The organism is Psychrobacter fozii (genome assembly GCF_003217155.1).
Classification (GTDB): Bacteria; Pseudomonadota; Gammaproteobacteria; order Pseudomonadales; family Moraxellaceae; genus Psychrobacter; species Psychrobacter fozii.
In genome coordinates this window covers 140,861-167,005 of sequence record NZ_QJSU01000004.1, presented here as the reverse complement: position 1 = coordinate 167,005, position 26,145 = coordinate 140,861, and the positions used below count along the sequence as shown (strand labels likewise).

Here is a 26,145-nt window from a genome sequence, read left to right as displayed (position 1 = left end):
AACACCCATTACCTGTTTATAGGACCATGCGAACTGTTTTGGCATTGTCCAATGACGCATAAAGTGTATTCACTTGATCGGCGTCTGTGAGGTACAAATTGACGCGTGCTGAATGGAAGCGACCCGTTTTAGACGGTTTGACTTCTATAGAAGCCAAATCAAAATCAGGGAACTGGCTACCGAGGATTAGCTTCACTTCATTAAGCAAGCCCTCATGCTCGCCTTCATGACCAATGATGCTCAATGGGTAGTTCATTGGAAAGTCCCAAAGATCTAGATTTTGAATGTCGGTTCTTTTGCCTTTTAAGACGCCTTCATTGGGTGTCATATCCGTCATCGTGACGTCTTTGGCGTTTTGGTTGGTGCTTTGATTGGTACTGTTTTGATTATCAGTGTCTTTTGAATCATCACTCATGATGTGTGCCTCGCTTTTATTAAAATGTGAGCTATTAAGTTAAGAGGTTTATTGGCTATTTATAGTGGTGCTGACCTTATTATTCAAGTGATAGGGCACCACAATTACTTTGATAGGGAACGCCACCACCTTATTATCACTCTCTGTCGCAAACAGCTACTGCAAATAACTGTTGATAGGTGTGATCTCAGGCGGTAGGTCCGTCTCTCCCATCGCTTCTAATAAGTTGATTTCAATCGTGCGTGACAATGCCATAAGTGGCAGTTGATTAGACGCAAAACCAAATGGCTCCTCTAGCTCTTCACTAAGGGCATCTAAACCGAAAAAGGTATACGCAATGACAGCACAAATGAGGGGAGTCGCCCAACCGAGTGAGGCCACCAAGCCAAAAGGCAACGTAATACAATACAGGTAAGTCGTACGATGCACTAGCAACATGTAAGCAAACGGCAGTGGTGTGTAATGAATACGCTCGCAGGCTGCCAATACAATCGTCATAGACGTCAAGCGCTCGTCCATGTTTTGTACCATAAGTTCCGATGATAACTGTTGACGACGCACATCACCAAGCTGCTTACCTAAGAGGCGCATCAGATAATTAGGTAGGTTCCTCGATTGACGCATACTGTCATGATAGGTCGCTGCTACAAAAGGGTCGACATCTTGCCAAGGAGACGTACCGCGCAGCCGATGGCGCACAGCGTGAGAAAAGGCGATTGTCAGATGAATCATCGAACGTTGGGCATCGCGGCCAGCTTCGGTGTCATCATCTACAAATGAAAGCACTTGGCGGGCAAAGCTGCGAGAGTCATAGACCAGTTGACCCCATAGCCCTCGTGCTTCCCACCAACGTTGGTAGCTGGCATTGTTCCGAAACCCTAGAAACAATGACAATGCGATCCCTAGCAGGGTAAAAGGGGCCATACCATAATAAGGAAAAGAGTCAGGATACCAATGTTGCACAATCGTTATGAGTGTGCTGAGAATGGCGATAAGTAAAATTTGCGGATAGACTTTCGGAATGACTGATCCACGCAGGGTAAGAAATATCTTAAGGGCGTTTGGTGTTTGCCGGACAATCATGTCAGTTTCCTAGCGATGAGGTATATAGATGCACGATGAAGTGCAGGGTATGATTCTAATATAGAATAAGAATCTGTAAAGCCCCAATCGCCATGAATTTAACGAAGACTGCGAAACGCCAGAAATAAAGAGTGGCCACTTAAACGCTAAGCGACCATCATTTTTTCAAACGAAACAGATGTATTTATGTTCAAGTATTTTATTTATGCCAAAGCCCCTTGATAGACTCCCAGTATTCTGAAAAAATAAAATCATTACGCTTGCTCTCTTCCTGACTATCTAAATGAGCGGGCGGCAAGATATGCTCATAATAGGTGTCTTTTAGGAGCTTGCGCAATAAGTTTTCTCCAATAAATCCTTTACCATCATTTAATGTATTTGCTGCACGTAATAAATGACGAATATCATATTGCGATGGGTCTATGTCTGGTACTTGTTTTTTAACATTAAGCAAGCTATATACTGCAACTCTGGCGGTACGCACAGAACTTTCGATAGTAAATACCACATCATTTTTTGTCTCAACAAACTGTCCTACCAAGCCCAAATTGGTACAGCCTTGGGGCACGATTTCGGGGCGGTCGCCATGTGCACGTGCCATAAACTGTGAGGTGATATATGGCATATAGGCAGATCTGACTAGGGTGTTCTCAACCACGTGGTCTAACTGATCAATAATACCAAGGTGGTAACAAAGCTCTGCTAAAATCTCATTGCCTGTACACTCTGGCATGGGTTTTTTAACATAATTGCCTTCTTTATCCATCAGTAGGCTATAGACCCAGAGCACTAACGTATCATCGGGCTGATCTGGAAAATGTGGCTGACGGTTACAGGTAAAGCTCATGATCCAGTTAGAGTCAGTAAAGGTAATGATACCGCCAGTCGCCGTTTTACCTGAATAGGGGTCATTCACAGAAAGCGTTTTGAGTATATCTATCAATGCAGATGGTTTGCAGGTCAACGTCGCTGACATCCATGAAGATTCAGCGACATTGCCGTTGAATTTTTCAGGATGACCAAAGACAGCCGATTTATTGGCAAGAGTATTCCAAAGTGTCCAGCCTGTTGATTGACCTTGATTACCTAAGACAGTGTCTAAATTTGGTGCCGTATGATTATCACCATAACGGCTATCTTCTGTCATGGTTCCTGTGGTCACCACAACATAGTCATTCTCAGTGATGGCAATGGTTGTGGGCGTACCCTCTACTTCTGCAAGGATGGCTTTGACCATTTTGGTGGGCTCATGCGCTGAGTCTGCCACTGACGCACTGTTATCTGCTTGCTCAAACTCAATATCTAAATCGGTCACTGAAGTGTTGTATTGAAATGTGACGCCTTTCTCGATGAGATAGTTGCGCAGTGGTACGATAAAGCCATCATATTGATTGTATTTTGGAAATACGAGCATCGACATATTATGCAGGCCATCTAAGTCATGCAAAAAACGGTGCATATATAATTTTAACTCGAGTAAGCTATGCCATTTTTCAAAGGCAAACATAGTACTCCAAAATATCCAAAAATTACTCTCAAAGAAGCTGTCGCTAAAGTATTCATTAACTCTCACATCATCCAGTGCTTCTTTACGTTTGAGCAATAGACGTATGATGGCCAATTGGTCTGACTTCTTAAGTTCAAACCCGCTAAAATCTTGAATCTCCCCCTGATTGTGTAGTAAACGAGCGATAGAGTAGTTAGGATCGTCATCATTAATCAGGCGATATTCATCTAGCACGCTGTAAGGCTCGGGCATTTCTACTGCAGGTATGTCTTGAAAGACGTCCCAAAAGTTTTCATAGGTAAATTCCATCTCACGGCCACCGCGTATCAGGTAACCATCCTTAGCATTACCTGAGCCATCCATCGACCCGCCTGATATATCTAACTGCTCTAAAAAGGTGATGTTTTCTGCCGGTATTTTGCCATCGCGAATGAAGTAGTAAGCACTCGACAAACCAGCAATACCAGCACCGATAATATAGACCTTGCTGTCTTTATAAACGTTGGTTGGTCTGCCAATATTGCGTTGATAATTACCGATTTTGTCAGCAAATGGTAGGGTGTTTTGAGGGGTATGATGTGGATAGTCTTTATTAGCATCTGGCTGATGTGGGAAGCGGTCTAATTGTTTTTGATTGTCATTGGTATTTTTCATTGTAATCCCCTTAGCAGGTGAAAGAATCTAAAGACTCAAAACTTATTATGTACCCTGTGGACACACAAAGTAAACCTGGGACGTCGCAACTTTTGAACCATCAAGTATATGATTGAACATAAACAGATTAGGGCGTGTTGAGGATTCAACACGCCCTATAGTAATGATGTTTTTGTTGACGTATTCAATACGCAAAACCTCAGCTCTGCAGCGATAGTTATTTTCCTATCGTAACGAAGCGCGGTTGGTTAGTCTGTGTTTTTCTCTGCTTGTCGATCGCTCACAGATTGGTCTTCAGCTACGCCCGCTTTCCAATAAGAAAAAGCATATAGCTCATCCTTTGACCACTGCTGCTCGATTTTTAAGTAATGACGCAGGGCTTTAACAGATGAAAACTCACTAGCGATATAAGCGAAACGGCTTTGCTCAGCAGTTGGTAAGGAGAGAGATTTAACCATATCGACTAGCTGACTGCCTTGCATAGGATGTGGGTTATGTAGCCATGTCATGGTGATATTGGCTAGAGTGGGCAGCTCTTGCTCGTCTTCTGCACCATGCACTTCGATGATGCATTGACCGGTCGCGTTCTCAGGTAAGGTTTCTAGTATCGAGCCAAGTACGGGTATGGCAGTGGCATCGCCAACTAGCAGAATGTTATCTGTAGCAGGGCAAAGCGCTTTATTTTTTGGCTTCATTAAGATACCAATCTCATCGCCAATTTGAGCATGAGTTGCCCAACCTGAGGCAGGCGCTTCATCACCGTGAGCGACAAAATCAATCCATATCTGTTGTTTTTCGACATCGGCACCGCGATGCGTATAAGTACGGATAACGAAAGTAGATTTGTCCTCTAAGTCGAGAGGCTGCGTCTTGTCTTTAGGGATGAGTACTTTATTGTTGGCGCCGACTGTCATGGTGGCAATATTGGCGATCGTCTCTGCCTGACTTGTCAGGTATATACGAATATAGTGCGGGGTAATCATTTGTTTATGGGCAACGGTCATGATTTCTCGTACGGGTTTTTGATTTATTGTGTTGTTCATACGAATTTTTCCTTACTTATTTGTCGGTAGTCTTGTTGGTGCTAACGTTGTCTATCATGGTGCGACTGACGCGAAAGAACAGGGCAATATCGACAGGGCTCAAATCTTGAGTCAGTTGCTCTTTGGTCCATTTTTCTGCTGCATTCAACTTGGTCATAACTGCCTCGCCTTTGGGCGTTAGCTGTAATAACTGGCTACGACCGTCGAGTGGGTTGTCTGTCTTAAGAATCAGCTCAGCCGCTAACAGGTCATTCAATGCGCGAGTAATTTGCGCTTTGTCTCGTTGCATATGCTTAGAGATGGATAGTGCAGTACTCTGTGGGTTGTAACAAACTCCTTTTAGTGTTCGGATGTTTGTCACGGACAAATCCACACCTTGCTGCCGAATACCTTCTAATAATAGATTGGTATAAGTGTGCTTTAATTGATGTAGTGTTTCGCTCAATGAATCATTTGACATAATAGAGTCTTTAATATAGTTGATATAAGCAACTATATATAATAAGGTTGATAGTGTCAACTATAAAGTTGTTCTTAAAGGGAGTGCTTTGTCTATGATTAGATATTTTTAGATAAGAAAGTATTATAAGTAAGCATGGTAGGCACGCATGATAAGGAGTAGAGAAAAGAATGGTAGAGGCCTTTGTGATTAAGGGCCTCTATAATGAACGAGCTTTGTGATTAAGAAAATCAGTAATTAACAGGCACAAAAAAGCCGAGATATACTCGGCTTTTTTATTAGTACTTAGCTTACTTGGATATTAGTCATTTTCAAGGAATGAACGTAGATGCTCAGAGCGTGATGGATGACGCAATTTACGTAGTGCTTTTGCCTCAATCTGACGAATACGCTCACGCGTTACGTCGAACTGCTTACCGACTTCTTCAAGAGTATGGTCAGTAGGCATATCGATACCGAAACGCATTTTTAGGACCCGTGCTTCACGCTCAGTCAGGTTGCCGAGTACATCACGAGTGGCTTCTTGTAGACCAGCAGCCGTCGCGTCATCGACAGGGCTTGAGATCGTACCATCTTCGATGAAATCACCTAGGTGTGAGTCTTCATCATCACCGATAGGGGTTTCCATAGAGATAGGCTCTTTAGCAATCTTAAGCACTTTACGGACTTTGACTTCGTCCATCTCTAAGCGTTCGCCTAATTCTTCAGGCGTTGGCTCGCGTCCCATTTCTTGTAGCAGCTGACGTGAGACACGGTTTATCTTGTTGATCGTCTCAATCATATGCACAGGAATACGGATGGTGCGCGCTTGGTCAGCGATAGAGCGGGTGATTGCCTGACGAATCCACCATGTCGCATAGGTCGAGAACTTATAACCACGGCGATATTCAAACTTATCAACGGCTTTCATCAGACCGATGTTACCTTCTTGGATCAGATCCAAGAACTGCAGACCACGGTTGGTGTATTTCTTCGCGATAGAGATAACCAGACGTAGGTTGGCTTCGACCATTTCTTTCTTAGCACGGCGAGCTTTTGCTTCACCGACAGCCATACGGCGCGCCACGTCTTTCATATCGTGGATTTTCATATCGAGCTTTTGCTCGTAATCACGAATCTTACGTTGTAATAAGATCACGTCATCAGTGACTTTCTCTAACGTAGCAGCAAAGGCAGGCTTGCCGCTTATACGCTCAATGAGCCAATCAACATTGGTTTCATTACTAGGGAAGGTTTTACGGAACTCTTCACGCGGCATGCGACCACGGCGAATCACCAAACGCATGATTTGACGTTCTTGCTTACGCACATCATCATAGACATCATGCATGATGGCCATGACTTGATCTGATAAGCGATTGTTCAGCTTCAGCATCATAAAGCGTTCAGCAAGTAGGGCATAAGCGGTATCTGCTTGTACACTACCACGGCCATAATCGATTAGGGCTTGCTTGGCTTTGATGAATAGGTTTTCGATTTCTTCTAGACGTAGGCGTACTTCTTCTGGATCGATACCGCTGGTTTCTTCTTCGGCTTCTTCTTCATCACCATCTTCGTCTTCATCGTCATCATCAAGTGCAGCTTTTGCACTGGCTTTTGGCTTGATTGGTGGTGGGTTTTCTTTCTCTTCTTTGATACGCTCTCTTTCTTCTTTCGCCGCTTCTTTTGCTTCTTGAGCAGCGATTTTGTCTGCTTCGGTTTCAGGATCTAAGAAACCAGTGATGACGTCAGAGAGTTTTTTGTCGCCATCTTGTACTTTTTGATACTCGTCAAGGACGAACTGTACCGTACCAGGCCAGTAAGACATGGCATGCTGTACGTCACGAATACCTTCTTCGATACGCTTAGCAATGGCAATCTCACCTTCACGAGTCAGTAGATCAACCGTACCCATTTCACGCATATACATACGTACTGGGTCAGTGGTGCGACCAGGCTCAGTCTCAACAGAGGCTAATACTGCCGCTGCCTCATCTGCTGCCATGTCATCATCACTTGAATCATCGTTCATCAAGATGTCATCGGCATCAGGGGCAGACTCAAAGATTTTGATGCCAACGTCGGTTAGCATTTGCACAATATCTTCGATCTGATCGCTTTCGGTAATAGAGTCGGGCAGTTGGTCATTCACCTCAGCATAGGTTAGATAACCTTGCTCTTTACCCATTTGGATTAAGGTGGCCAGTTGAGATGTGGACTTAGAAACTGACTTATCGTTCATAAATACTCGCTTACTTGCATCGGACATTTTTATATCGTGACGCGCTATCGCTGGCTGGGTGCGTTGATCTTATCAGTCGATTGATCAAAATATGGCGTAGAGGTTGTCAATAATATCAAAAATGAGTGGATATGAATAAAGGCTCAAAACACTACAATAACAATGCTGAAAAACAGCTAAACATTAAAAAAGACTTCAAAATAGCATTCGTTGAAAACTGCTACTCAAAAATAATACCTAAAATTTGTGCCTGATGATGCGTGCTTATGATAGTTCGCTAAGCAATGCTGCAAATATACAGCCGCATAGTTTAACACAGACCACAGTAATCAAGCACGAGACAGTGAGACTTACCGATCATTTTCTACTGATTATTTGCTATCAGTTGAATGTTTAACATTCTTTTAGATTCGGTTTTGACTACTCGGCATAATCATTAGTAGTGGGGGCAGCCACTGTATTTTTAAAGGGTTGATATTTTATTCATCAAAAATGAAGGTCAATGTCAAGATTTAACCGTGGTCATTTGCGCTGACTGCTCGGCTTGCTGTGCACGTAGCCAGTCATTTAACAGCTGTGATTGCTTACGGACAATCGCCAGCTTAATATGATCAGGATTTTTGATCAGCTCCTGCATCTTTTTTTGCAGATGTAGTTTGAGCAGTTGCATGACTAAGTTTTCGACCAATTCATCAAGGCTTAAAATATTTCTTGCCGTCAAGGTTTTATAAAACCCACCCCAACTACGGCTGAGGGTTTCTTGAGTCATCGGTCGCACGTTGGACAATATAAAGTGCGCCGCTGCGTTAGCGTCTGCTGGTAAATACCTTAAGCAACGCTTAATCGTACTGACAATATCTAGTAGGTCGGTATCTTGCAAATCTTCCCAAGCAAGCGGCCGCAAGGTATCGCTCGCAGCTTTTTGTTTGATATGTGCAGGCAGTTGTAAGTCACTGATACCTGCCTGTTGCCAAATCGACTCAATGGGATCTTCGAGCAAGGTGCGTGGTTGGAACAAAAAGCACAGCTGCAACTGCTGACTGATGGTCATGTCACCATCAAAATCTAGCAGGGCATCCTTGGCTTCGATATTCTGACTGCGTTTGCCGCCCAGCTTTTGGTAAATGTCATTGTTAAGCAAATACTTAAAACTACTGCCTTTGGGCAATGCCATGGTCAATGCGCGTACTTGAGACATGAGCTTGGCTTTACCTTCTACCAAGGTCAGATCGTAGCGCTCACTTAAATACGCAAAGATATACTGCGACAAAGGCATGGCATTGGCGATTTGTGCACGCATGGCATCACCGCCCTGACTTTTGATAAAAGTATCAGGGTCATGATTGTTCGGCAAGGTTAAAAACCGTAATTCTTTGTCATCGGCCAGTACAGGTAGCGCAACTTCTAGGGTGCGCCAAGCGGCTTTTTGTCCCGCACTATCCCCATCGAAACTCAAGGTTAGCGTTGGGTTCAAGGTCAGTAATCGTGATATTTGGCTTTCATTAATCGCTGTGCCCATCGACGCGATGGCACCATAAATGCCCGCTTGATAGAGGGCGATGACATCCATATAGCCTTCGACCACGAGCCAGTCGTTGGCGCGCTGCTGGCGAGATTCATAATAGCCATACAGTACATGTTGCTTATGAAAAACAGGCGAGTCGGATGAGTTGATGTATTTAGGCTTTACTTCATCATCTAGTGCTCGACCACCGAAGCCAATCGTACGACCTTGATTGTCTCTAATCGGGAAAATAACTCGATCACGTAGTAGATCATAATCGCGTCCAGACTCTGATTGGCGCACTAAGCCCAAGGCTTTGAGTCCTTCAATATCCTGCGGAAACTGATGCTCAAGATGCTGCCAACCAAATGGCGCATAGCCGAGGCCAAACGTTTCAAAGATATCTTCAGTGATACCGCGCGATAAAAAGTAATGTTTGGCATGAGGGTGAGTCGTCAGACTATTCTGATAAAACTGCTGAATTTGCTCTAACAGATCGTATAGGTTGCCATCAGCATCGGCACTATTATCCATACCGTGTAGATTGATTGTCTCATCGCTGTCGCTGAGCCAAGCTGGTGGGTAGCTCGTATCGTCTGGATACTCTGAACCATAAGCATCTGTTGGATAAGGCGCAGAGTCGTAAGCATCTAGCGGTGGATAATTGTCGTAGCTATGAGCATCATCATAACTAGCCTGTGCCACATGGCTTGGTTCTATACCGCCTTGTTCTACACCGCCTTGGTCTGTGCTGTTCTGACTTAAGTTGCTTTGGTCGACAGCTGAGCTAGGCACAGACTGCGGTGAATTCGATTTAGGCGCACTAGTTTTGGGCGTGGTAGGTTTAGGAACAGCAGGTTTGGGTGCACTACGCTGATAGCTAACGTTTTGCCGCTCTTCTTTAGGTACTTCGATGCCCGTTTGCTTGGATAGCTCATTGACTGCTTCGATAAAGGTGAGGTTTTCATAATCACGTAAGAAGCTAATGGCATTGCCACCGACACTACAGCCAAAGCAGTGATAGATGTTTTTTTGTGGATTGACATAAAAAGAGGGTGATTTTTCACCATGGAAAGGGCAGCAACCCTTAAACTCACCACCCGCTCTTTTGAGCGTAGTATGACGCCCAATAATACTGACTAAGTCAGCTTGGCTATTTAGTTGCTCAAGGATATGGTTAGGAATGCTCATACAAAAAACAGTTTACCATAGGTCAATTATGTTGGGCATCCAAAATCAGCGAGTAGTAATAGCTGACAGTAGATAAAGTATTAGATAAATAGAAACAGAAAAATAAGGCCAACATGAGCGTTGGCCTTATTTCTTATGAGACAGCTTCTAAGTCATTCATTATTCACATTGACAGAATGTGGTTGAAACGACTATGGATTGACAGACTATGGGATGATAGGCGCATCTTGGTTTGGTTGGGTGATGCCGCGTGGTGGCTGACTGTTTTGCAGATTGCCATTTGTACCACGTGCAGGAGCAGCATTACTTGCTGGCGCATTGGCAGAAGCAGCATTTGCGCTGGGCAATCTTAGCTGGCTAGCATTACGAATCATCTGTGTTTTGGTTGCACCATTGTAGTTGCCTGACGCTACTGACTCATCGTCTACGCTTGAACGACCAAGCTTACCAAAGGTGATTTTGTTCAGCCAAGTGCTATCACGTTTGGTCTCTAGTTTCACACTGCCATCACTGGTCAACCAGCTTGGATAATTAATCTGTAATAGGGTTTTGTACTCATTTGCCAAATCCGTTAGACCCAACTTTTCATTGCTGTAAGCTAGCGTGGCAAGGGCTTTTGGAATGGATTCACTGAGTGGATAGTACTGGAATACCCATTTGGCACGATTGGCAGCGGCGACATAAGCTTCGCGCTCGATGTACCAGTTGGCAGCACTCATTTCGCTTTCAGCAAACTGATTGTAAATGAAAGTCATGCGCTGTGCAGCATCTGGTGTATAAGGGCTGTTTGGGTATTTATTAACCAGCTCTTGGAAGTTGGCAAAAGCAATACGCAAATAAGCAGTATCACGTTCGGCTTGGTTCATTTTGAACAGTTTTAAGCCTTCTGATGATCCTTGCATGTTTGCCACACCGCGCACATAGTAGGCGTAGCTTACTTGCGGATTAGAAGGGTATAGACGAATGAACTGTTCAGCGCTTGCCGCTGCCATTTCATATTTACCGCCTTCATATTGTGCGTACATCATATCGAGTAGTGCTTGTTCAGCATATTGCCCGGTAGGGTAAAAGGTACGTAAGTTGGTCAATTCTTCGATAGCTTGTGTGTGGTGGCTCTTATCAAGCTGTTCGATGGCATCGTTGTAATAACTTTGCTCTGATTTTTGAGCGGTTTCTACCGCATCGACGTCAGCACCGCCAGTCAGGTTCTTGAAAGTTTGACAACCGACTAGGCTTACACTTAGCGTAAGTAGAGTTATTGAGGACAGTTTGATAAACGTATTGCCAACAGCTTGCATACTTCTTCTCCGACACGAGGCGCATAATAACAGCAGCGCTATTATGCTACATAAAAGGTTAATAATAAAAAACGATGCTTTGAGGCATCCGCTAACTGTCTAGTATCAAGAATACTCATCGTCGAGCAGCCTCACCATCAACATGGTTTTTATTGAATGCAGTTTATTGTAATGGTGTATGGGCTTAATAGACCCTAATAAAAACGTTATTTTTTAATTCAGTGCAATAGCATACAGCAAAACATAGTCATACTTTATAGAATAACGTTTGCTTCGTCTATTTTTTCGATATGTGCAATCTATCGTATTGGATATTCGACCATGACAGTGGCAAAGATTGTTTTTGCAAGATCTAAGTCAGGTCATGGTTGCCGAGCCTCAGTACTTATAGTGCTAGTATCTATGATATGGCTGGCAATACGGCTAGCAAAAAGCCACATAATATCTGATTTCAGTTCGGCATTTTAGCATGAGCGGCTATCACGAGCGATATCGAATGTCGCTGATACCGATAAATATACAGTAAATTACAGCAATGTCATATTTTAGAGAGTTAACCGATGATACTGAGTGTTTATAAGTTATCATCAAAAATGACAGATAACGAGCAGCTTCTATAGGGCTTAAGCACTCGGCATGGTACACTATCGCGATATTGCTGCCGATTTTTTTGACGATGATTGCTATTATGATAAGCAATAAATACGTGACCGGCAGTCTGATTTTTTGTAAAATTTTCAAAAAGTTGCCTGACAGAATGAGGTTAGGCGCTTTGCTATGTATCAATTTATTATGAATAATAATGCTATAACCACCCATTTACCACCGAATCAATCGTTAGATACTGATTCATCAGCACAAGAGTCACCGATGACAAATGACGTTTTAAAAAATAGTGAGTTACTTGACGACAATCAGCCAGCGCTTGATGAGCAATTGCATGATGATGCGATTTCAGAAGAAGTGATGCTACCGGACAGTGATGCAGATGACATCGATGATGGTGATATTGATGATAGCGACATTGACGATAGCGATGATGATGAGTCTTCAGTTTCGGGTCCAGCCGTCCCAGTAGCGATAGAGTTGACCCATACTGTCACAGAAGATCAGTCAGGTCTGCGTATCGATAAGGTTGCCTCGCTAGCATTCAAAGACTTCTCGCGTGTGCAGATACAAGGCTGGATCACTGACGGTAGCTTACTCTATAACGGTAGTGTGCAAAAACCAAAGGTTCGTGTCAAAGCTGATGATGTGTTGCATCTATCGACAACGTTAGAGCAGCATAGTGAAGACCAACCAGAAAATATAGACATCGATGTCGTCTATGAAGATGACGACGTATTGGTTATCAATAAGCCTGTTGGCATGGTCGTGCATCCTGGTGCTGGCAATCAGACGGGTACGTTGGTCAATGCGTTACTGTATCACTATCCACAGCAGCACCATCTGCCACGTGCAGGTCTGGTGCATCGAATTGATAAAGATACTTCTGGACTGTTGCTTATCGGCAAAACCAAACCTGCTCAGATGGCACTGATGGAGCAACTAAAAGACAAGTCAGTCTATCGCCACTATCAGTGTGTGGTGGCAGGTGATAAGGCAAGCCTAACGCGCCATCGTCATATTGACGCACCAATCGGTCGTCACCGCAATCAACGTACCAAAATGACTGTGATGACAGCAGGACGTGAGGCCGTCACTCATCTATTAAATGTGACACCGCTTAATGGTAACTACTGTCTATTAGATGTAGGACTGGAGACGGGTCGTACTCACCAGATTCGTGTGCATTTAAGCCATATTACCTATCCGATAGTGGGTGACCGCGTTTATGGTGGTCGTCGTCAATTGCGAGCCGGTCTCACAGAAGCGCAGCGTCAAACGATTAACAACTTCCCGCGCCAAGCCTTGCATGCCTATACGCTAGGTTTTGTACATCCAACGACAGGTGAAGATATGGAAGTCAACACGCCGCTGCCTGAAGATATGCAACAACTCATAGCCGTGCTTAGTGATGGTTATGATGCTGAATAAGCAATTATTCAGAGTAGTTGTGTAAAGTATCGTGTGTTCAATATGGTTTAGAATTCAGAAGAGGCTAGACAGGCGAGTGAAAGTACTACAAACAGTAGACGACACTAGCCTGACATAAATCTGACTCTTTATTATCTACGCTATATAAGCTATAGAACTAACTATAAAACCAAGTATTGAAATATTGTCAGCCACATATACATGATTCATTAAGATGGTAGGTCTCAGTCATGATTAATAAGATTCCTATGACATTGCTAGCGCAAATTGATGATGTTGTTGTTTTTCAAACGGCGGCTTTTTTGACCGATGTGCTCAATGAGCTTGACTCAACCAGTCAACCTGCAGAACAGACAGCAGATTTTCAAGTAGGTCAGGCGAATTATGGTGAGCTGAACTTAGGTTTGCATGTCAATGATGATGCGGCAAAGGTATTACACAATCGTATGTGTCTACTGTCTGGCATCAATGAAAGATTTTTAGCATCAAAGCGCTTTCAATACGTGCCAATTAAACGTTTGCATTGGGTCAGTCAAGTCCATGGTAATAACGTTCACAATGTCGATGCCACCACGCTCAGTATGACACCCGTAGCAGCTGATGCGATGGTTAGTCAGCAACAAGGTATCGGACTGGCCATAATGACGGCTGACTGTGTGCCGATTGTTTTGTACCAGCCAGCGACAGGACAGATAGCCGCGATTCATGCAGGCTGGCAAGGCTTAGCTTGCGGTGTTATCAAAAAAACAGTGAATAGGTTTGATAGTACGATGCCGATTCAAGCTTGGATTGGTGTTTGTATTAGTCAGGCGAATTATGAGGTGAATACAGACGTCCGCGACAAGCTATTAGCAGGGTGCAAAGAAAACCAAGCACTGTCAGAGACACAACTCGATGATTTTGTGGCGCTCTTTTCTATACCATCTCAAGATGAAAAAATTAAGCTGGATCTACCAAAGCTTGCAGCTATGCAGTTAGAGACTGCTGGCGTGACGGTCATTAATGACTTACCTGTAGACTGTAGTTATGCCGACAGTCGTTATTACTCGTATCGTCGTCAGACACATTTGCAGCAGCCAGCCACGGGACGTATGGCATTAGTGATTGCCCGTAGTACGCAGAGCAGTGATAGCTAGAAAAGTAGTGATGGTGAAATGAGTGTTGTCTGAGTAACGCAATATGCTTTATATAACAAAAAACAGCAGGTTAATTTTAATCTGCTGTTTTTTTATTTGAGTATTAATAAGTCTATATATAGTTGATTCAGTTTAAAAGAGAGTCAAGGCAATTGAGTGCAGATGTAACTGTGATACTTCAAGCGAGATTAACGCTGTCACTCTTTTATAGAGGATTGACTATATCAACAGACTGAGTCGCTAGACTTTGGCACTGACAAGCCGAATAAAGGACGCAAATACAGAGCCAAGAACGTGCCAGCCATCGCGAGTATGCCCCAGATATAGCCGTGTAAGCTAAAAGAAGCGATACCACCAAAATAAGCACCGATATTGCAACCAAATGCTAGACGTGCGCCATAACCCATCATCAAACCACCAATTACTGAAGCTGCAAAGTTGCCTTTAGTAATGGTCGTAAATTTGAATAAGCCACCAGCCGCTGACGCAATGAAAGCGCCAATAATGATACCGATGTTTAGTACCGTCGTTGAATCAGCAAATATAGACGCATTTAGCGCTGCTGCGTTTGCGCCTTGCCAATAGCCCCAACTCGCGACATCAACCCCAAAAGCACTCGCAATTTTAGATCCCCATAATGAAAATGCAGATGTGATACCCCAAGGCTGACCACGTGTTGCTAGCGTTAATGCATTCAGTACACCCAGTACAATCGCTGCTGCAAATAGCGGCCAAGAACCACGGAAAATACGTTTCCAGCCTTTTTCAGAAGGAACAGGCGCCATTTTAGGGGCTTTGGTTCTTTTTTCAACGACCAAAGTTATCCATGCGATTACAGCAAAAAGCGCCAAAGAGACCATCCAAGCACCGCTGTAACCAAGACCGGTAGAGGTAGCTAAAGAAAACGGCTCAAAGCTCGGCAGCTCTTCTGTCCAAAATGGCAGATGGTAAGCACCAATAGTGGCACCAACGATAAAGAAGATAAACGTGATGAACATCACTGAGCGGCCACCACCGACTGCATAGAGAGTACCAGAAGCACAGCCGCCACCAAGCTGCATACCAATACCGAAGACGAATGCGCCAACGAAGAGACTCACACCGATTGGCGCGACATAACCTGCGACTGGTCCACCAAAAATGGTCGTACCAAAGGCTAGAATAGGGGCAAACAGCGTCACAGCAATGGCCAGCATCAGCATGTGTGAGCGCATCGCTTGTCCATTACCGACTGACATTAACCGCCTAAATGCAGAGGTAAAACCGAAGCGAGCATGAAAGAGGGTATAGCCCAACAGCAAGCCAATGCCGAGCAATAGTGACTGAGAAATATGTTGCGTATCTAGCAAATAGACCAGCATGAGAAAGCTCACAATGGCGCCGCCTGCTACCAGCATCTTTTGTGGATCATTCAAGCGAAGACTGTCTCTTACGATTGGATCTCGCGCCTCGTTTACGGGTTGAACTCTTAACGTTGTCACAGTAGTAGTCTCCTCTGCTTATCGATTTGATTGTGATTTCTTTATAGCTTTCTTATGATTTTTTTAATTCATTAATTGTATTTATGCGTAACTTAGGAATAAGCGCTACATCATAATCCTATTACGGTAAAAATAGAAACAAGCCTGAAAGAAAAGCTGGAATTAACATATGCGTATATGGAATAAATAAATGTAATTATTAACGATTATTTTTTCTTATTTAATACGCACAAGATGTGCTACATAACGTTCGACAAAGTTTCGATTTACATAAGTGAGTTGATAATTCGTTGAATATTGCTACTCTATGACAGTCTGTTAATAGGTAGTGTGATTATCTTTGCACCTGACGATAGCGTCATTAACGACAGCTATCCGGTACTAACGATATGATTACAGGCTATAATGGCTGTAATTACTCAGAAAATTCTAAACGTTACTATTATTTAGCGACTCATTATTCATCAATTCATTCATTACTAGAGCCCGTATGACTACATCTATATCGTCTGCTTCAACTGTCACTCACCAAGCCAATAATCTATCTATCGCGGTTATTTATCATAGTAATTATGGTCATACCAAGCGTGTGGCTGAGGCCATAGTGACAGGTGCTCGTCAGCAGTTACCAGAATCGCAAGCCAAAGCGGTAGATGTCCATGAGGTGGATTGGGATTTTTTAGATCAAGCAGATCTGCTGGTATTTGGTAGTGCCGTATACATGGGTAGTGTTACGGCTGAATTTAAGACTTTTATGGATGAAACCTCAAAGCGTTGGTATCACCGTAAATGGGAAGGGAAGTGGGCAGCAGCTTTTGCCAACTCTGGCGGATTAAGCGGTGACAAACTTGCAGTATTACAGCAGATTTCTCTATATGCCATGCAGCATGGGATGAATTGGATTGGACTACCATTGATGCCGACAGGTCATGAAACTCATGACCTAAATCGTCTATCTAGCTTTTTGGGTTTAATGACGCAGTCACTCGATGGCCCACCTGAAGAAACGCCAGGATCTGGAGATATCGACACCGCTATTTGGTTTGGTGATCATCTGGCCAAAACCATTATCAAGCATCAGCCAGCCAATACACAGAGTTAATATAACCTTATCGACCATAACCTGAATAAAAAAGCAGACTTTATAGTCTGCTTTTTTTGTGTCTCTCAATTCTATTACTGGTCATTCGATTGAGTCAAATTCGATGTGACAGGAATCGGACTATCAACAAACTGGAACGACTGACAACCTGTTAATAACAGAATAGATGTGAGTATATAAGTAAGCGTTAATGACTTCATAATGATGTCTCAGGCGGCGATTGGCAACGTGGAAATAGCGCCTATCATAAACAAAATATGGTGAGGTGCAATAACTATGTGTCATATCACCATAAAAATATTATTTATAATTGGACGATTTTGATTTCGGTCTATGTATCCATTATGTACAGCCCAAACGAATAATGATAGTAAATATCGCTCATTTGCAATGTTTCCTCATAGTGATACATCATTTATAGAAGACGTAATATTGTTAAACAGTCTATTTAGCTATTGTTTTTAAAGGGTTTTTTGAAATACGTATTATTACCCTATAAAAATACATGATAATTTGCTGGAAATAGATGGCCGTCAGACAGTTCTTTAAATTTTGTAAAAATTTTAGACCAATAAGTTACCATTCAAGTAATAGTAGCGAAAAAGTCTTACATTGGTGAGGTGAGTAGACATTATCTAGAAACTATTTTTGCTAGATGCTTTCTTTACTAGGTGCTTTTTTGTTAGATGTCTTCTATAAAGATAGTTTGCTCGTTATTTTGTTTTTTAATGAATTGTTTGATGTTTGATGACTGAAGCCTAGAGCTGCAAAAATAAATAGATATAAAGACGCTGCTCGGTATCGAATGTGTCGTCAAACCTCTCTGTGAAATACCCTAGGTACCAGCTATATGAGGATATTATGAAGCCAATTCCTATGATGTTATCGATGCTCGTAATGGGTATTACCTCCAGTGCTGTGATGGCTGAAGGAACAAGCCTTCCTGATACAAGCACGGCCAGTGCTCGCTTGCCCACCACCACATTAGCTGATTCTAGTCTATCTAATGCCAGTTTGCCTAATGTGCGTCCCGCTAATAGCGATATCGTCAACCGCGGTGCCTATATTGCTCGTGCTGCTGACTGTATGGCGTGCCACGGTGAAGATTATGCTGGCGGTACAGCGATTGACACTCCGATGGGGAGTATCTATTCAACCAATATTACCCCGTCTAAGCGTTATGGTATCGGTGACTATACCGAGATGGATTTGAAGAATGCGCTGCAAAAAGGTCGAGCACCCGACCATATGTTATATCCTGCCATGCCATATGCTGCATATAGCGGCATGAAGGAAGAAGATATCAGCGCGTTATTTGCCTATCTGCAAACTGTACCAGTAGTCGATGAAGCACCAACGCAAAAAACTGAATTGCCATTTCCTTTTAACATTCGTACGCTCATGCTGGGCTGGAACTTTTTAAATGTCCCTTCTACTGAGAACCGTGATGGACTCACCCAAACACAGCAACGCGGTGAATATATCGTCAATAACCTAGAGCACTGTGGCACTTGCCATACCCCGCGTAATAGCACCATGGGTTTTGATAAAGAAAAATATCTATCAGGCGCTCAGCTTGGTCATTGGCATGCGCCAAATATCACGCCTGACGAGTCAAGTGGTATTGGCAATTGGAGTGAGCAAGATATTGTCACGTATCTACGTACCGGCGAGCTTGACCAACGAGCTTATGCGGGTGGGCCGATGGGCGAGGCAGTTGCGCACAGCACCCGCTATCTCAAAAATGAAGACTTGAGTGCCATTGCTTCTTATTTAAAAGCCGTCCCTGCGATTCAGACAGAGGATAAGTTCGCAGCCGTTGATAATTCTCGTCTACCAATACCAATCAACGAGTCCATTACGCATGATTTACTCGCCCAAAATGAGTATTTGACTCAAGCTAAAGCAGAGGTAAGTAACAGCAGTGATTCATCAGAATCGCTATATCTGGCGGCTTGTGGTAGTTGTCACGGTGTCGATGGTAATGGACAGCCTGATGCACGTTATGCGCCTATCGTCGGACTCAGCAGTATTCGTCGCGACAAACCTGATGCGCTCGTGAACATGATTTTTCATGGGGTAGAAGGAGCGACCAATACTTCGCCTATTATGCCAGGGTTTTCAGATGAGCTTAATAGCGAGCAAATCGCTGGTATCACCAATTATGTACGTGTGAATTTTGGTGGCCTTACGAGTAGTGAGGTGAGCGCTGATGATGTCGATCGCATCGCAACGACGGGTGCTGATACGCCATTTTTAATCAAATATGCGGGCCTGTTGGCAATAGTCGGCATTATCGTGGCCGTCATTATTATTGTATTTATCATACGAGCAATCTTGCGTGCTAGGCGTCGCCGTTAATCCAGTGACTTTATAAATACGATTTAAATACTTATGACAAGAAAGGCGTTAAAGGCAACACGGTAAGGCACGACAGCTTAAACAACAAAATGAAAAACTAAGCCAAGCTGATTCATCGTCTCAATGCCTCCTGTTTTGCACGAACGCCTACTTTAAGGACTTTATTATGAAAGACATGCCTCAGTCTCCAACGCGGCGCCAACTGCTCTCGATGATTGGTAAGACAGCGGGTGCAACGGCGATGTATCAGGCAATGACGACATTAGGATTTGCTTCAGAGTCGAGTTTCAAAGAGACCATGGATTTAAAAGGTGCACCTCCGGGTGCTAGCATTGTCATTCTCGGTGCTGGTCTTGGTGGACTGACAGCGGCTTATGAGTTACGTAAAGCAGGCTATGATGTCAAGGTTCTCGAATATCAGAACCGTGGCGGTGGTCGCAGCTGGACGTTGAACAGCGGTGATAAATATACAGAGCTTGGCGGTGAAGAAGTCACTTGTGATTTTGAAGAAGGCAATTATTTTAATGGTGGGCCATGGCGTTTGCCCAGTCATCACTATGCCATCTTCCATTATTGCAAACAGTTCGGTGTTGAGCTGCAGCCATTTATTCAGACCAATGATCGTGCGTATTTGCATCGTAGTACTCATTTTGGCGGTGTGCCCCAACGTTTGGGTGATGTAAAAAACGACATCCAAGGTCACGTCGCGGAGTTGTTATCGAAGTCCGTTAATGTCGGTGCTCTTGATCGTTCTGTGAATAGAGAAGACAAGGAAAAACTGTTAGAAGGCTTAAAAGGTTGGGGCGTGCTCGATAAAGACTATCGCTACCGTGCCAGCAATGAGACCAGCAAGCATCGCGGTTTTAGTGTGTTTCCGGGTGGCGGCTTGATGCCTGACGCGACCCCATCAAAGCCACTGCCTATCAGTGAGATATTAGAGTCGGGTATGTGGGCAGATATCTATAGCAATCATATGACTTATGGGCATCAGCCAACCATGTTTCAGCCAGTGGGTGGTATGGGTAAAATAGGTGACGCATTCACCCGCGAATGCCGAGATATGATTGAGTTTAATGCAAAAGTCACCAAAATCCATCAAGACGAAAGTGGTGTGACGGTCGATTATGTCGACAGCAATAGTCCAGATGGCGCCACTAAGACCATCCGTGCAGATTGGTGCGTCTGTAATATCCCACTAACGATATTGACGCAGATGGATATCAATGTCTCAAAACCTATGAAACAGGCGATGGCCGCTGTGCCTTATGAAACCTCTTATAAAGTCGGCTTAGAGTTCAACCGCCGATTTTGGGAAGAGGATGAGTGGATATTTGGTGGTCTGACTTATACCGACATGCCCATTGCTCAGATTGCCTATCCGTCACAAAATATGTTCAAAGATGGGACAGGGGTGTTGCTAGGCGCCTATGGTTACGGCCCGACATCTTATAAGTTCAATACCCTAACGCCGAAAGAGCGTATCAATGTTGCGCTTGCCTATGGTAAATATATCCATCCTCAGTATCCCAAAGAATTTCGCGCAGGTACGTCAGTTGTCTGGCACCGTATCCCATGGACGCTCGGCTGCTATGGCATCTGGAATGAGTCGACCCGTCGGCAGCATTACGATACCCTGTGCAGCATTGATAATCGTATCGTACTGGCAGGCGAGCATTGTTCACACATTCCAGCATGGCAGGAAGGCGCTATTCTATCTGGTATGGATGCCGCGAAGCGCCTACATAAAAAAGCAAAAATGCTGGGTTAATACGAATAACTATAAAATTCAGAGGCTATCATGGATAATGCAATCGTGAAGAAGACAGTCATAAAAAACATGACACCCAAACTGCTGACTATGATGTTGCTGAGTGTGGTGAGTAGTGCGGCACTGCTAGGTTGTAGTCAGCGGTCGGATGATGCACAAACGATAGCCAGTGTACAAGAGAAAGAAGCTACGCAACCTGCTGATTATCAAGCCAGCCGTAATACAGGCGCTTGGGGTGCAGTCCATATGAGTCGTGATGAGCTTGCAAAACCTTCTACAAATATCGTCGATGACAGCTCACTGCCCAATATGGAAAATGACCCAAGTATTACTAAGTGGGAAGCAAAATTTGAAGGCACCAATGCATTTGTGACAACAGATGGTGAAAAGCTATATCACGACTCCTGTGCAGCCTGTCATATGCATAAAGGTGAGGGTGCTTACGGCGCAGGTTATTATCCACCACTGGCTAATAACAGTAAGATGCAATCAAAGTATTACATCATTGATATCTTAATGAATGGTTTTCGCGGTATGCCGTCATTTCATGGGATGATGAATGATGAGCAGATGGCTGCGGTTACTCAATATGTGGTCAGTGATTTGAATGGCTTTACTGAGACGGTAACGGCTGAAGACGTGGCAAAACTGCGTCATGACAACCCACCAGCAGGTGATCCGAGTGATGATTAATACTGTTTACACTTTTAGCTAATGGCTGTTAAATAAAAATATCTAGTATAAAAACTACTTTACTATTTCACTACTGCCCTTAGAAAACAAAAAAAGCGCTTAACAGATAGTTAGGCGCTTTTTTATATACAAGGATTTATGGATTGAGAAAGACAGCAAGTGGATTATTTACTTCGGACTGGCTGACCATACTGGTGAGCGAATAATACCTTGTCCAGACTTGCCAAACGTCTCACCACCATTTAGTGATTTTATTGTAATAATGCCTTTACCACCCTGTTTTGAAGCATAGACTACGCGCTTACCGTTAGGCGAAAAGCTCGGTGCTTCATCAATGCCCGTATTGCCCAAATTAGCCGTTATTGCGCCATTGCTATTCATGATAGCGGCTGATGAGCCATTCAAAAAGGCAATTTGTGAACCATCGCTATTGAACTGCGGGCTAGTCGCATAACCACTATTTGATAGCTTCGTAGTACGTCCTGAGCCAAACTCATAACGATAGATTTGTGGCTTATTGAAACCTGCGCGGTCACTGACGAACACAAAAGATTGACCATCAGGCGCATAGCTTGGCTGTACTTCACTGCTTGGCCAGCTAGTGAGTCTTTTAGGTTGACCGCCACTGGCACTTATCTCGTAAATATCAGCACTGCCTTCAAAGCTGCTAGAGAATAATATTTTGCTGCCATCTGGTGAGAATGATGGACTCAAGTTACTACCAGGAAATGGCGTTAATGCGGTTGCGCCGCCGCCATCAACGTTTTGTACGTAGATGACTTGATAAGACTGATCACGTTGTACAGAGTAAGCAATGCGTTTACCGTCTGGTGACCAAGCGGGTGAAAAGATAGACCCTTTGACTTCAGCAAGTGTTCTCGCATTTTCACCATCAGCATCCATGATTTTTAGGCGTGAGACTTTATTCTTACCGCTTAATTCCTCTTCAATATAAGCAATACGTCCTGAAAAATCTCCTGGCGTCCCGGTAATCAACTCATATATTTTATCTGCGATGACGTGCCCAGCATAACGCATACTTTCTTTATCGTTATTAGCCGTTAGACTTTGTTTGCCTGCTAGTATTCGCCCTGACTTTACTTCAATAACTTCATAGTTGGTGGTCACTTTACCGCGATTGGTACTGCTGCTACCGACGACTAGGTAAGGAATACCGATACTTTGCCATACGGGTAGTGTACCTGCTAACTCGTTGCTACTATGCGGTTGCTGTGGCAAATTTTCGCTAGTCACTTTTAGCTCGGTTTTACCTAAGTCATTTAGGATAATAGAAGACATGACGGTGTCACCAGCGAAGGGAACAAAAGCGGCTTGGTTTTGTTGAGTAGGAATGTCGTAATCTAGTTCCAGAACGACAGGAGCTGCAAATATACTTGGAGCGACAAGCAAAGCTGAGGCACTGGCAAGTAAAGATGTGAGTAGTTTTTTGTGAGTACGCATGAGTAATTCAAGCTCCTGAAAAAGTATAGTGATCATTTCTACAAGTAATCAATCAACCATAAAGGTATGGGAATACCTTCAACAGTATAAGATTATTAAGGTAACGTTATCAATAATGTGAGACATGAGCAACTTATTAGTTACTACCCCTAAACTGTATATCGAAAGTAGGATATTTGGGATCGCTAGTATCTATTGGGAAGCTATCCGCATCCCAAGCTGCTTGTTTGGCTGCCTCATTGACTCTACTATCAGGTCCTGAAACTGAGACATTGGTTACCTTGCCGCTAGCATTTACAGTAATCGTTAGAGTCGCGCGCTGAGTCGTGCCTTTCGCTCCTGTCGGTGGATTATAGTTACGTTTGATTAAGCTGATAATTTCATTGTTGCTAGCACCGCGATTGCCACCTGCTGCTGAACGACTGCTTTCTTTTGTGGTGCTTGTTGTATCGCTAGATACGACAGAGTCACCTTTTGCTAGACTGTAATTCTTAGGTGTGCCATCAGAATCATTACTTTCAAATTCTATATTGGTGCTTTTATTATTAGGACGTACAATTTTGGGAGTGTCATTTGGCTTATTACGATACTCTTGGAGCCTTTGTTGCTCTTCTACTTGCTCATCTCTTTTGTCTCGCTCAATCGCATCGTGCTTTTCTGTCACTGATTCATCTAATTCCTCTGCCCATTCAGCCATCCGCTGCTCATACTCTCTATTTTGTTCAAGTAAGCGTTGATGATGCTCTTCGCTCATGAGCAAAGGACGCCCAGCAGTGTCATCAGGGCGGCTAAAACTAGGTACTTGCTGAGAGCTTGATTGGCTGCTGTTTTGGTTGGCATTGTTACTGTTAGACTCATTCGCTTGCGTAACTGTCGATGAGCTGCTGCTAGCATTGGCTGCTTGAGCTTGCGCGGCAGCACGATTGGCCAGTATCTGACCTTGCATATCAGCCAGCTGCTCAGGTGACACCATGACCGTTTCGAGACTACCAGTCATGTCTACTTCAGTGTGTTGATAGTTATAAACGAGCAGGCCAATCACAAGGCCATGTGCGAGTAAACTGAGTAGCGTAGGCAAGGTCAGCCCATTGCCTTCAGGTTGGGTAGGCACATAGACGGCAGGAGCATTATGCATAATATTTATACTCATGAACGTGGTTCATTGGGTTGACTACGATTCTATTATAAGCTTGATCGAATGTGGTGCTTATTAATCTGTTTATTACAGTGAAGGCGTGGGTAGAGGAGCGCCTGTTAGTAGTCCCACCTTTTGAATACCAGCTTGTTGCAACGTCGCCATTAGCGTCATGATTGCACCATATTGATTGTTTTGGTCGGCATTTATCATCACCTGTACGGGTGACGCTCCGGCATCACTGTTTTGAGTCTGCAAATTAGACAAGGTGTTAATCAGTTCAGGTTCGCTCACTGGCAAATCGACATTACTTTCGTAACTGATAAAAATCTCTCCATTACCAGTTAGAGATACGATCACCGGTAGCTGGCTTTGGCTCATGGTGTTGGTTTGCTCTTTTGGCAGATCGACATCAACACCTGTAATCAACATCGGCGCAGTCACCATAAATATGACCAGTAATACCAGCATCACATCGATGTAAGGAACGACATTCATCTCCGCATTTAGCGCTTTCTTTTCACGGCGATAGGGACTTTGCTTCATGGCTTCATCGTCCTTATGCTTGACTGGTGGTAGATTGCGTTTCTCTACTGACAGGGTTTGCTGCACTGGTCTCACGTTGGAGCATGCCAGTCATCTCATCACAGAACAGCGCCCGTGAGTCATATAAGCGGCTAGATTTTGCCGTAAAGTGATTGTAAGCCAGTACAGCAGGGATCGCTGCAAATAGACCCATGGCAGTGGCGATTAAGGCCTCGGCGATACCAGGCGCAACAGAGGCTAGGGTGGCTTGTTCTGTCTGCGACAATCCTAAAAAGGCATTCATAATACCCCAGACCGTACCAAACAATCCGATATAAGGCGCCACTGATCCGATACTGGCCAGCGTCGTCAGCCCTGATTCGAGCAGTTGCTGTTGACGACCTAGCCCAACTCGTAGCTTACGCTCAACGCCATCGATAATGTCATCTTTAGGCTGGCGCTTTTTATGCATTCTTAGGTACTCTGAAAACCCAACATAAAAAATCTGCTCAAGTCCTTGGCGTTCAGGTGAGCCTTGCACACCTTGATATAGTTTGGCTAGATCTTCACCTGACCAAAACCAAGTTTCAAACTGTTGATCGAAACTTTGAGCCGTACCAAGCCGCGCACTCATACGAAAAATAATGATCCAACTGAATAAAGACGCTAATAATAATAGTGCCATCACAATCTGCACCAATAGACTGGCTTGGGTAATAAGATCAATAATATTTAATGACTCAGGCATGTAATGAACTCACGGATAATGGACAAGAGCTGGCATGGTGCAATACGCAGGCCAAATAGGGTATTCGATAACATAAAAACATGGTGGAGCAATAATTCTGCACACTTATATTAACCGCCTAGTGTACTGCTAAATGAAGGAAAGGTCATTTATTAAAGTGTTAAATACCAAATAATTAATGGATGTTTATCTATGTTGTTTTATTCAAAAGGTAAATTCTGTTTGTGCATCTATCGATAGATATCATGAACATGTTCTGTATTTACCTAAAATTCTGTCTAAATATGATTTCTAAGTAGCAGGAGAAATCGTGTTTGTACGC

19 protein-coding genes are annotated in these 26,145 nt (G+C 43.7%); 6 read left to right on the top strand and 13 right to left on the bottom strand.

The genetic code is table 11. From position 1 onward, the window contains the following. Window positions 1–16 precede the first annotated feature (16 nt). From DFP82_RS06780 to DFP82_RS06745, 8 genes are all read right to left on the bottom strand, one after another. Window positions 17–337 carry a YbeD family protein gene (locus tag DFP82_RS06780; RefSeq protein WP_181416269.1) on the bottom strand — a complete coding sequence of 107 codons (321 nt, stop codon included), beginning with the start codon at window positions 335–337 and terminating at the stop codon, window positions 17–19. A gap of 234 nt (window positions 338–571) precedes the next feature. After that, window positions 572–1,498 carry a bestrophin family protein gene (locus DFP82_RS06775; protein WP_110922975.1) on the bottom strand — a complete coding sequence of 309 codons (927 nt, stop codon included), beginning with the start codon at window positions 1,496–1,498 and terminating at the stop codon, window positions 572–574. A 199-nt stretch (window positions 1,499–1,697) separates the two neighbouring features. Then, window positions 1,698–3,659 carry an oleate hydratase gene (locus DFP82_RS06770; RefSeq protein ID WP_110922974.1) on the bottom strand — a complete coding sequence of 654 codons (1,962 nt, stop codon included), beginning with the start codon at window positions 3,657–3,659 and terminating at the stop codon, window positions 1,698–1,700. A gap of 248 nt (window positions 3,660–3,907) precedes the next feature. Continuing rightward, on the bottom strand, window positions 3,908–4,702 hold the full coding sequence (locus tag DFP82_RS06765; protein WP_110922973.1) for a siderophore-interacting protein: 795 nt from the start codon (window positions 4,700–4,702) through the stop codon (window positions 3,908–3,910). 16 nt (window positions 4,703–4,718) lie between these two features. Beyond that, a complete protein-coding gene (locus tag DFP82_RS06760) occupies window positions 4,719–5,162 on the bottom strand; it encodes a MarR family winged helix-turn-helix transcriptional regulator (protein ID WP_110922972.1) in 444 nt (147 codons plus the stop codon). A gap of 301 nt (window positions 5,163–5,463) precedes the next feature. Beyond that, on the bottom strand, window positions 5,464–7,383 hold the full coding sequence (gene rpoD / locus DFP82_RS06755; RefSeq protein ID WP_110922971.1) for an RNA polymerase sigma factor RpoD: 1,920 nt from the start codon (window positions 7,381–7,383) through the stop codon (window positions 5,464–5,466). A 505-nt stretch (window positions 7,384–7,888) separates the two neighbouring features. Further along, window positions 7,889–10,078: a DNA primase gene (locus tag DFP82_RS06750; protein ID WP_110922970.1), complete on the bottom strand. Its 2,190-nt coding sequence runs from the start codon at window positions 10,076–10,078 to the stop codon at window positions 7,889–7,891. A gap of 206 nt (window positions 10,079–10,284) precedes the next feature. Then, entirely contained in the window at window positions 10,285–11,376 is a 1,092-nt protein-coding gene (locus DFP82_RS06745) for an outer membrane protein assembly factor BamD (RefSeq protein ID WP_110922969.1), read from the bottom strand. Window positions 11,377–12,153: 777 nt separating this feature from the next. Between DFP82_RS06745 and DFP82_RS06735 the strand changes: the two genes are divergently transcribed. Continuing rightward, window positions 12,154–13,413, top strand: coding sequence for an RluA family pseudouridine synthase (locus DFP82_RS06735; RefSeq protein WP_425450593.1), 1,260 nt, complete (start codon window positions 12,154–12,156; stop codon window positions 13,411–13,413). A gap of 230 nt (window positions 13,414–13,643) precedes the next feature. After that, window positions 13,644–14,549, top strand: coding sequence for a purine nucleoside phosphorylase YfiH/LACC1 family protein (locus DFP82_RS06730; RefSeq protein ID WP_110922967.1), 906 nt, complete (start codon window positions 13,644–13,646; stop codon window positions 14,547–14,549). Between the two features lie 224 nt (window positions 14,550–14,773). On the opposite strand, the gene DFP82_RS06725 is transcribed toward DFP82_RS06730, so the two are convergent. Next, complete coding sequence (locus DFP82_RS06725; RefSeq protein WP_110922966.1) at window positions 14,774–16,030, bottom strand: YeeE/YedE family protein; 1,257 nt, start codon at window positions 16,028–16,030, stop codon at window positions 14,774–14,776. Window positions 16,031–16,520: 490 nt separating this feature from the next. Between DFP82_RS06725 and DFP82_RS06720 the strand changes: the two genes are divergently transcribed. The 4 genes from DFP82_RS06720 to DFP82_RS06705 all read left to right on the top strand — a co-directional run bounded on the left by DFP82_RS06720 (window position 16,521) and on the right by DFP82_RS06705 (window position 21,954). Then, entirely contained in the window at window positions 16,521–17,132 is a 612-nt protein-coding gene (locus DFP82_RS06720; protein WP_110922965.1) for a flavodoxin family protein, read from the top strand. A gap of 861 nt (window positions 17,133–17,993) precedes the next feature. Further along, window positions 17,994–19,493, top strand: a complete 1,500-nt coding sequence (locus tag DFP82_RS06715; RefSeq protein ID WP_110922964.1) for a cytochrome c — start codon at window positions 17,994–17,996, stop codon at window positions 19,491–19,493. A gap of 166 nt (window positions 19,494–19,659) precedes the next feature. Beyond that, window positions 19,660–21,261: a flavin monoamine oxidase family protein gene (locus DFP82_RS06710; RefSeq protein WP_110922963.1), complete on the top strand. Its 1,602-nt coding sequence runs from the start codon at window positions 19,660–19,662 to the stop codon at window positions 21,259–21,261. A 30-nt stretch (window positions 21,262–21,291) separates the two neighbouring features. After that, complete coding sequence (locus DFP82_RS06705; protein WP_110922962.1) at window positions 21,292–21,954, top strand: c-type cytochrome; 663 nt, start codon at window positions 21,292–21,294, stop codon at window positions 21,952–21,954. Between the two features lie 168 nt (window positions 21,955–22,122). Here the strand turns inward: DFP82_RS06705 and DFP82_RS06700 are convergent, their stop codons facing one another. The 4 genes from DFP82_RS06700 to tolQ all read right to left on the bottom strand — a co-directional run bounded on the left by DFP82_RS06700 (window position 22,123) and on the right by tolQ (window position 25,823). Further along, a complete protein-coding gene (locus tag DFP82_RS06700; RefSeq protein ID WP_110922961.1) occupies window positions 22,123–23,415 on the bottom strand; it encodes a PD40 domain-containing protein in 1,293 nt (430 codons plus the stop codon). 136 nt (window positions 23,416–23,551) lie between these two features. Next, window positions 23,552–24,565, bottom strand: coding sequence for a cell envelope integrity TolA family protein (locus tag DFP82_RS06695; RefSeq protein ID WP_245905660.1), 1,014 nt, complete (start codon window positions 24,563–24,565; stop codon window positions 23,552–23,554). Between the two features lie 72 nt (window positions 24,566–24,637). Further along, on the bottom strand, window positions 24,638–25,096 hold the full coding sequence (gene tolR, locus DFP82_RS06690) for a protein TolR (protein ID WP_110922960.1): 459 nt from the start codon (window positions 25,094–25,096) through the stop codon (window positions 24,638–24,640). Between the two features lie 13 nt (window positions 25,097–25,109). Next, complete coding sequence (tolQ, locus tag DFP82_RS06685) at window positions 25,110–25,823, bottom strand: protein TolQ (protein ID WP_110922959.1); 714 nt, start codon at window positions 25,821–25,823, stop codon at window positions 25,110–25,112. Window positions 25,824–26,145 lie beyond the last annotated feature (322 nt).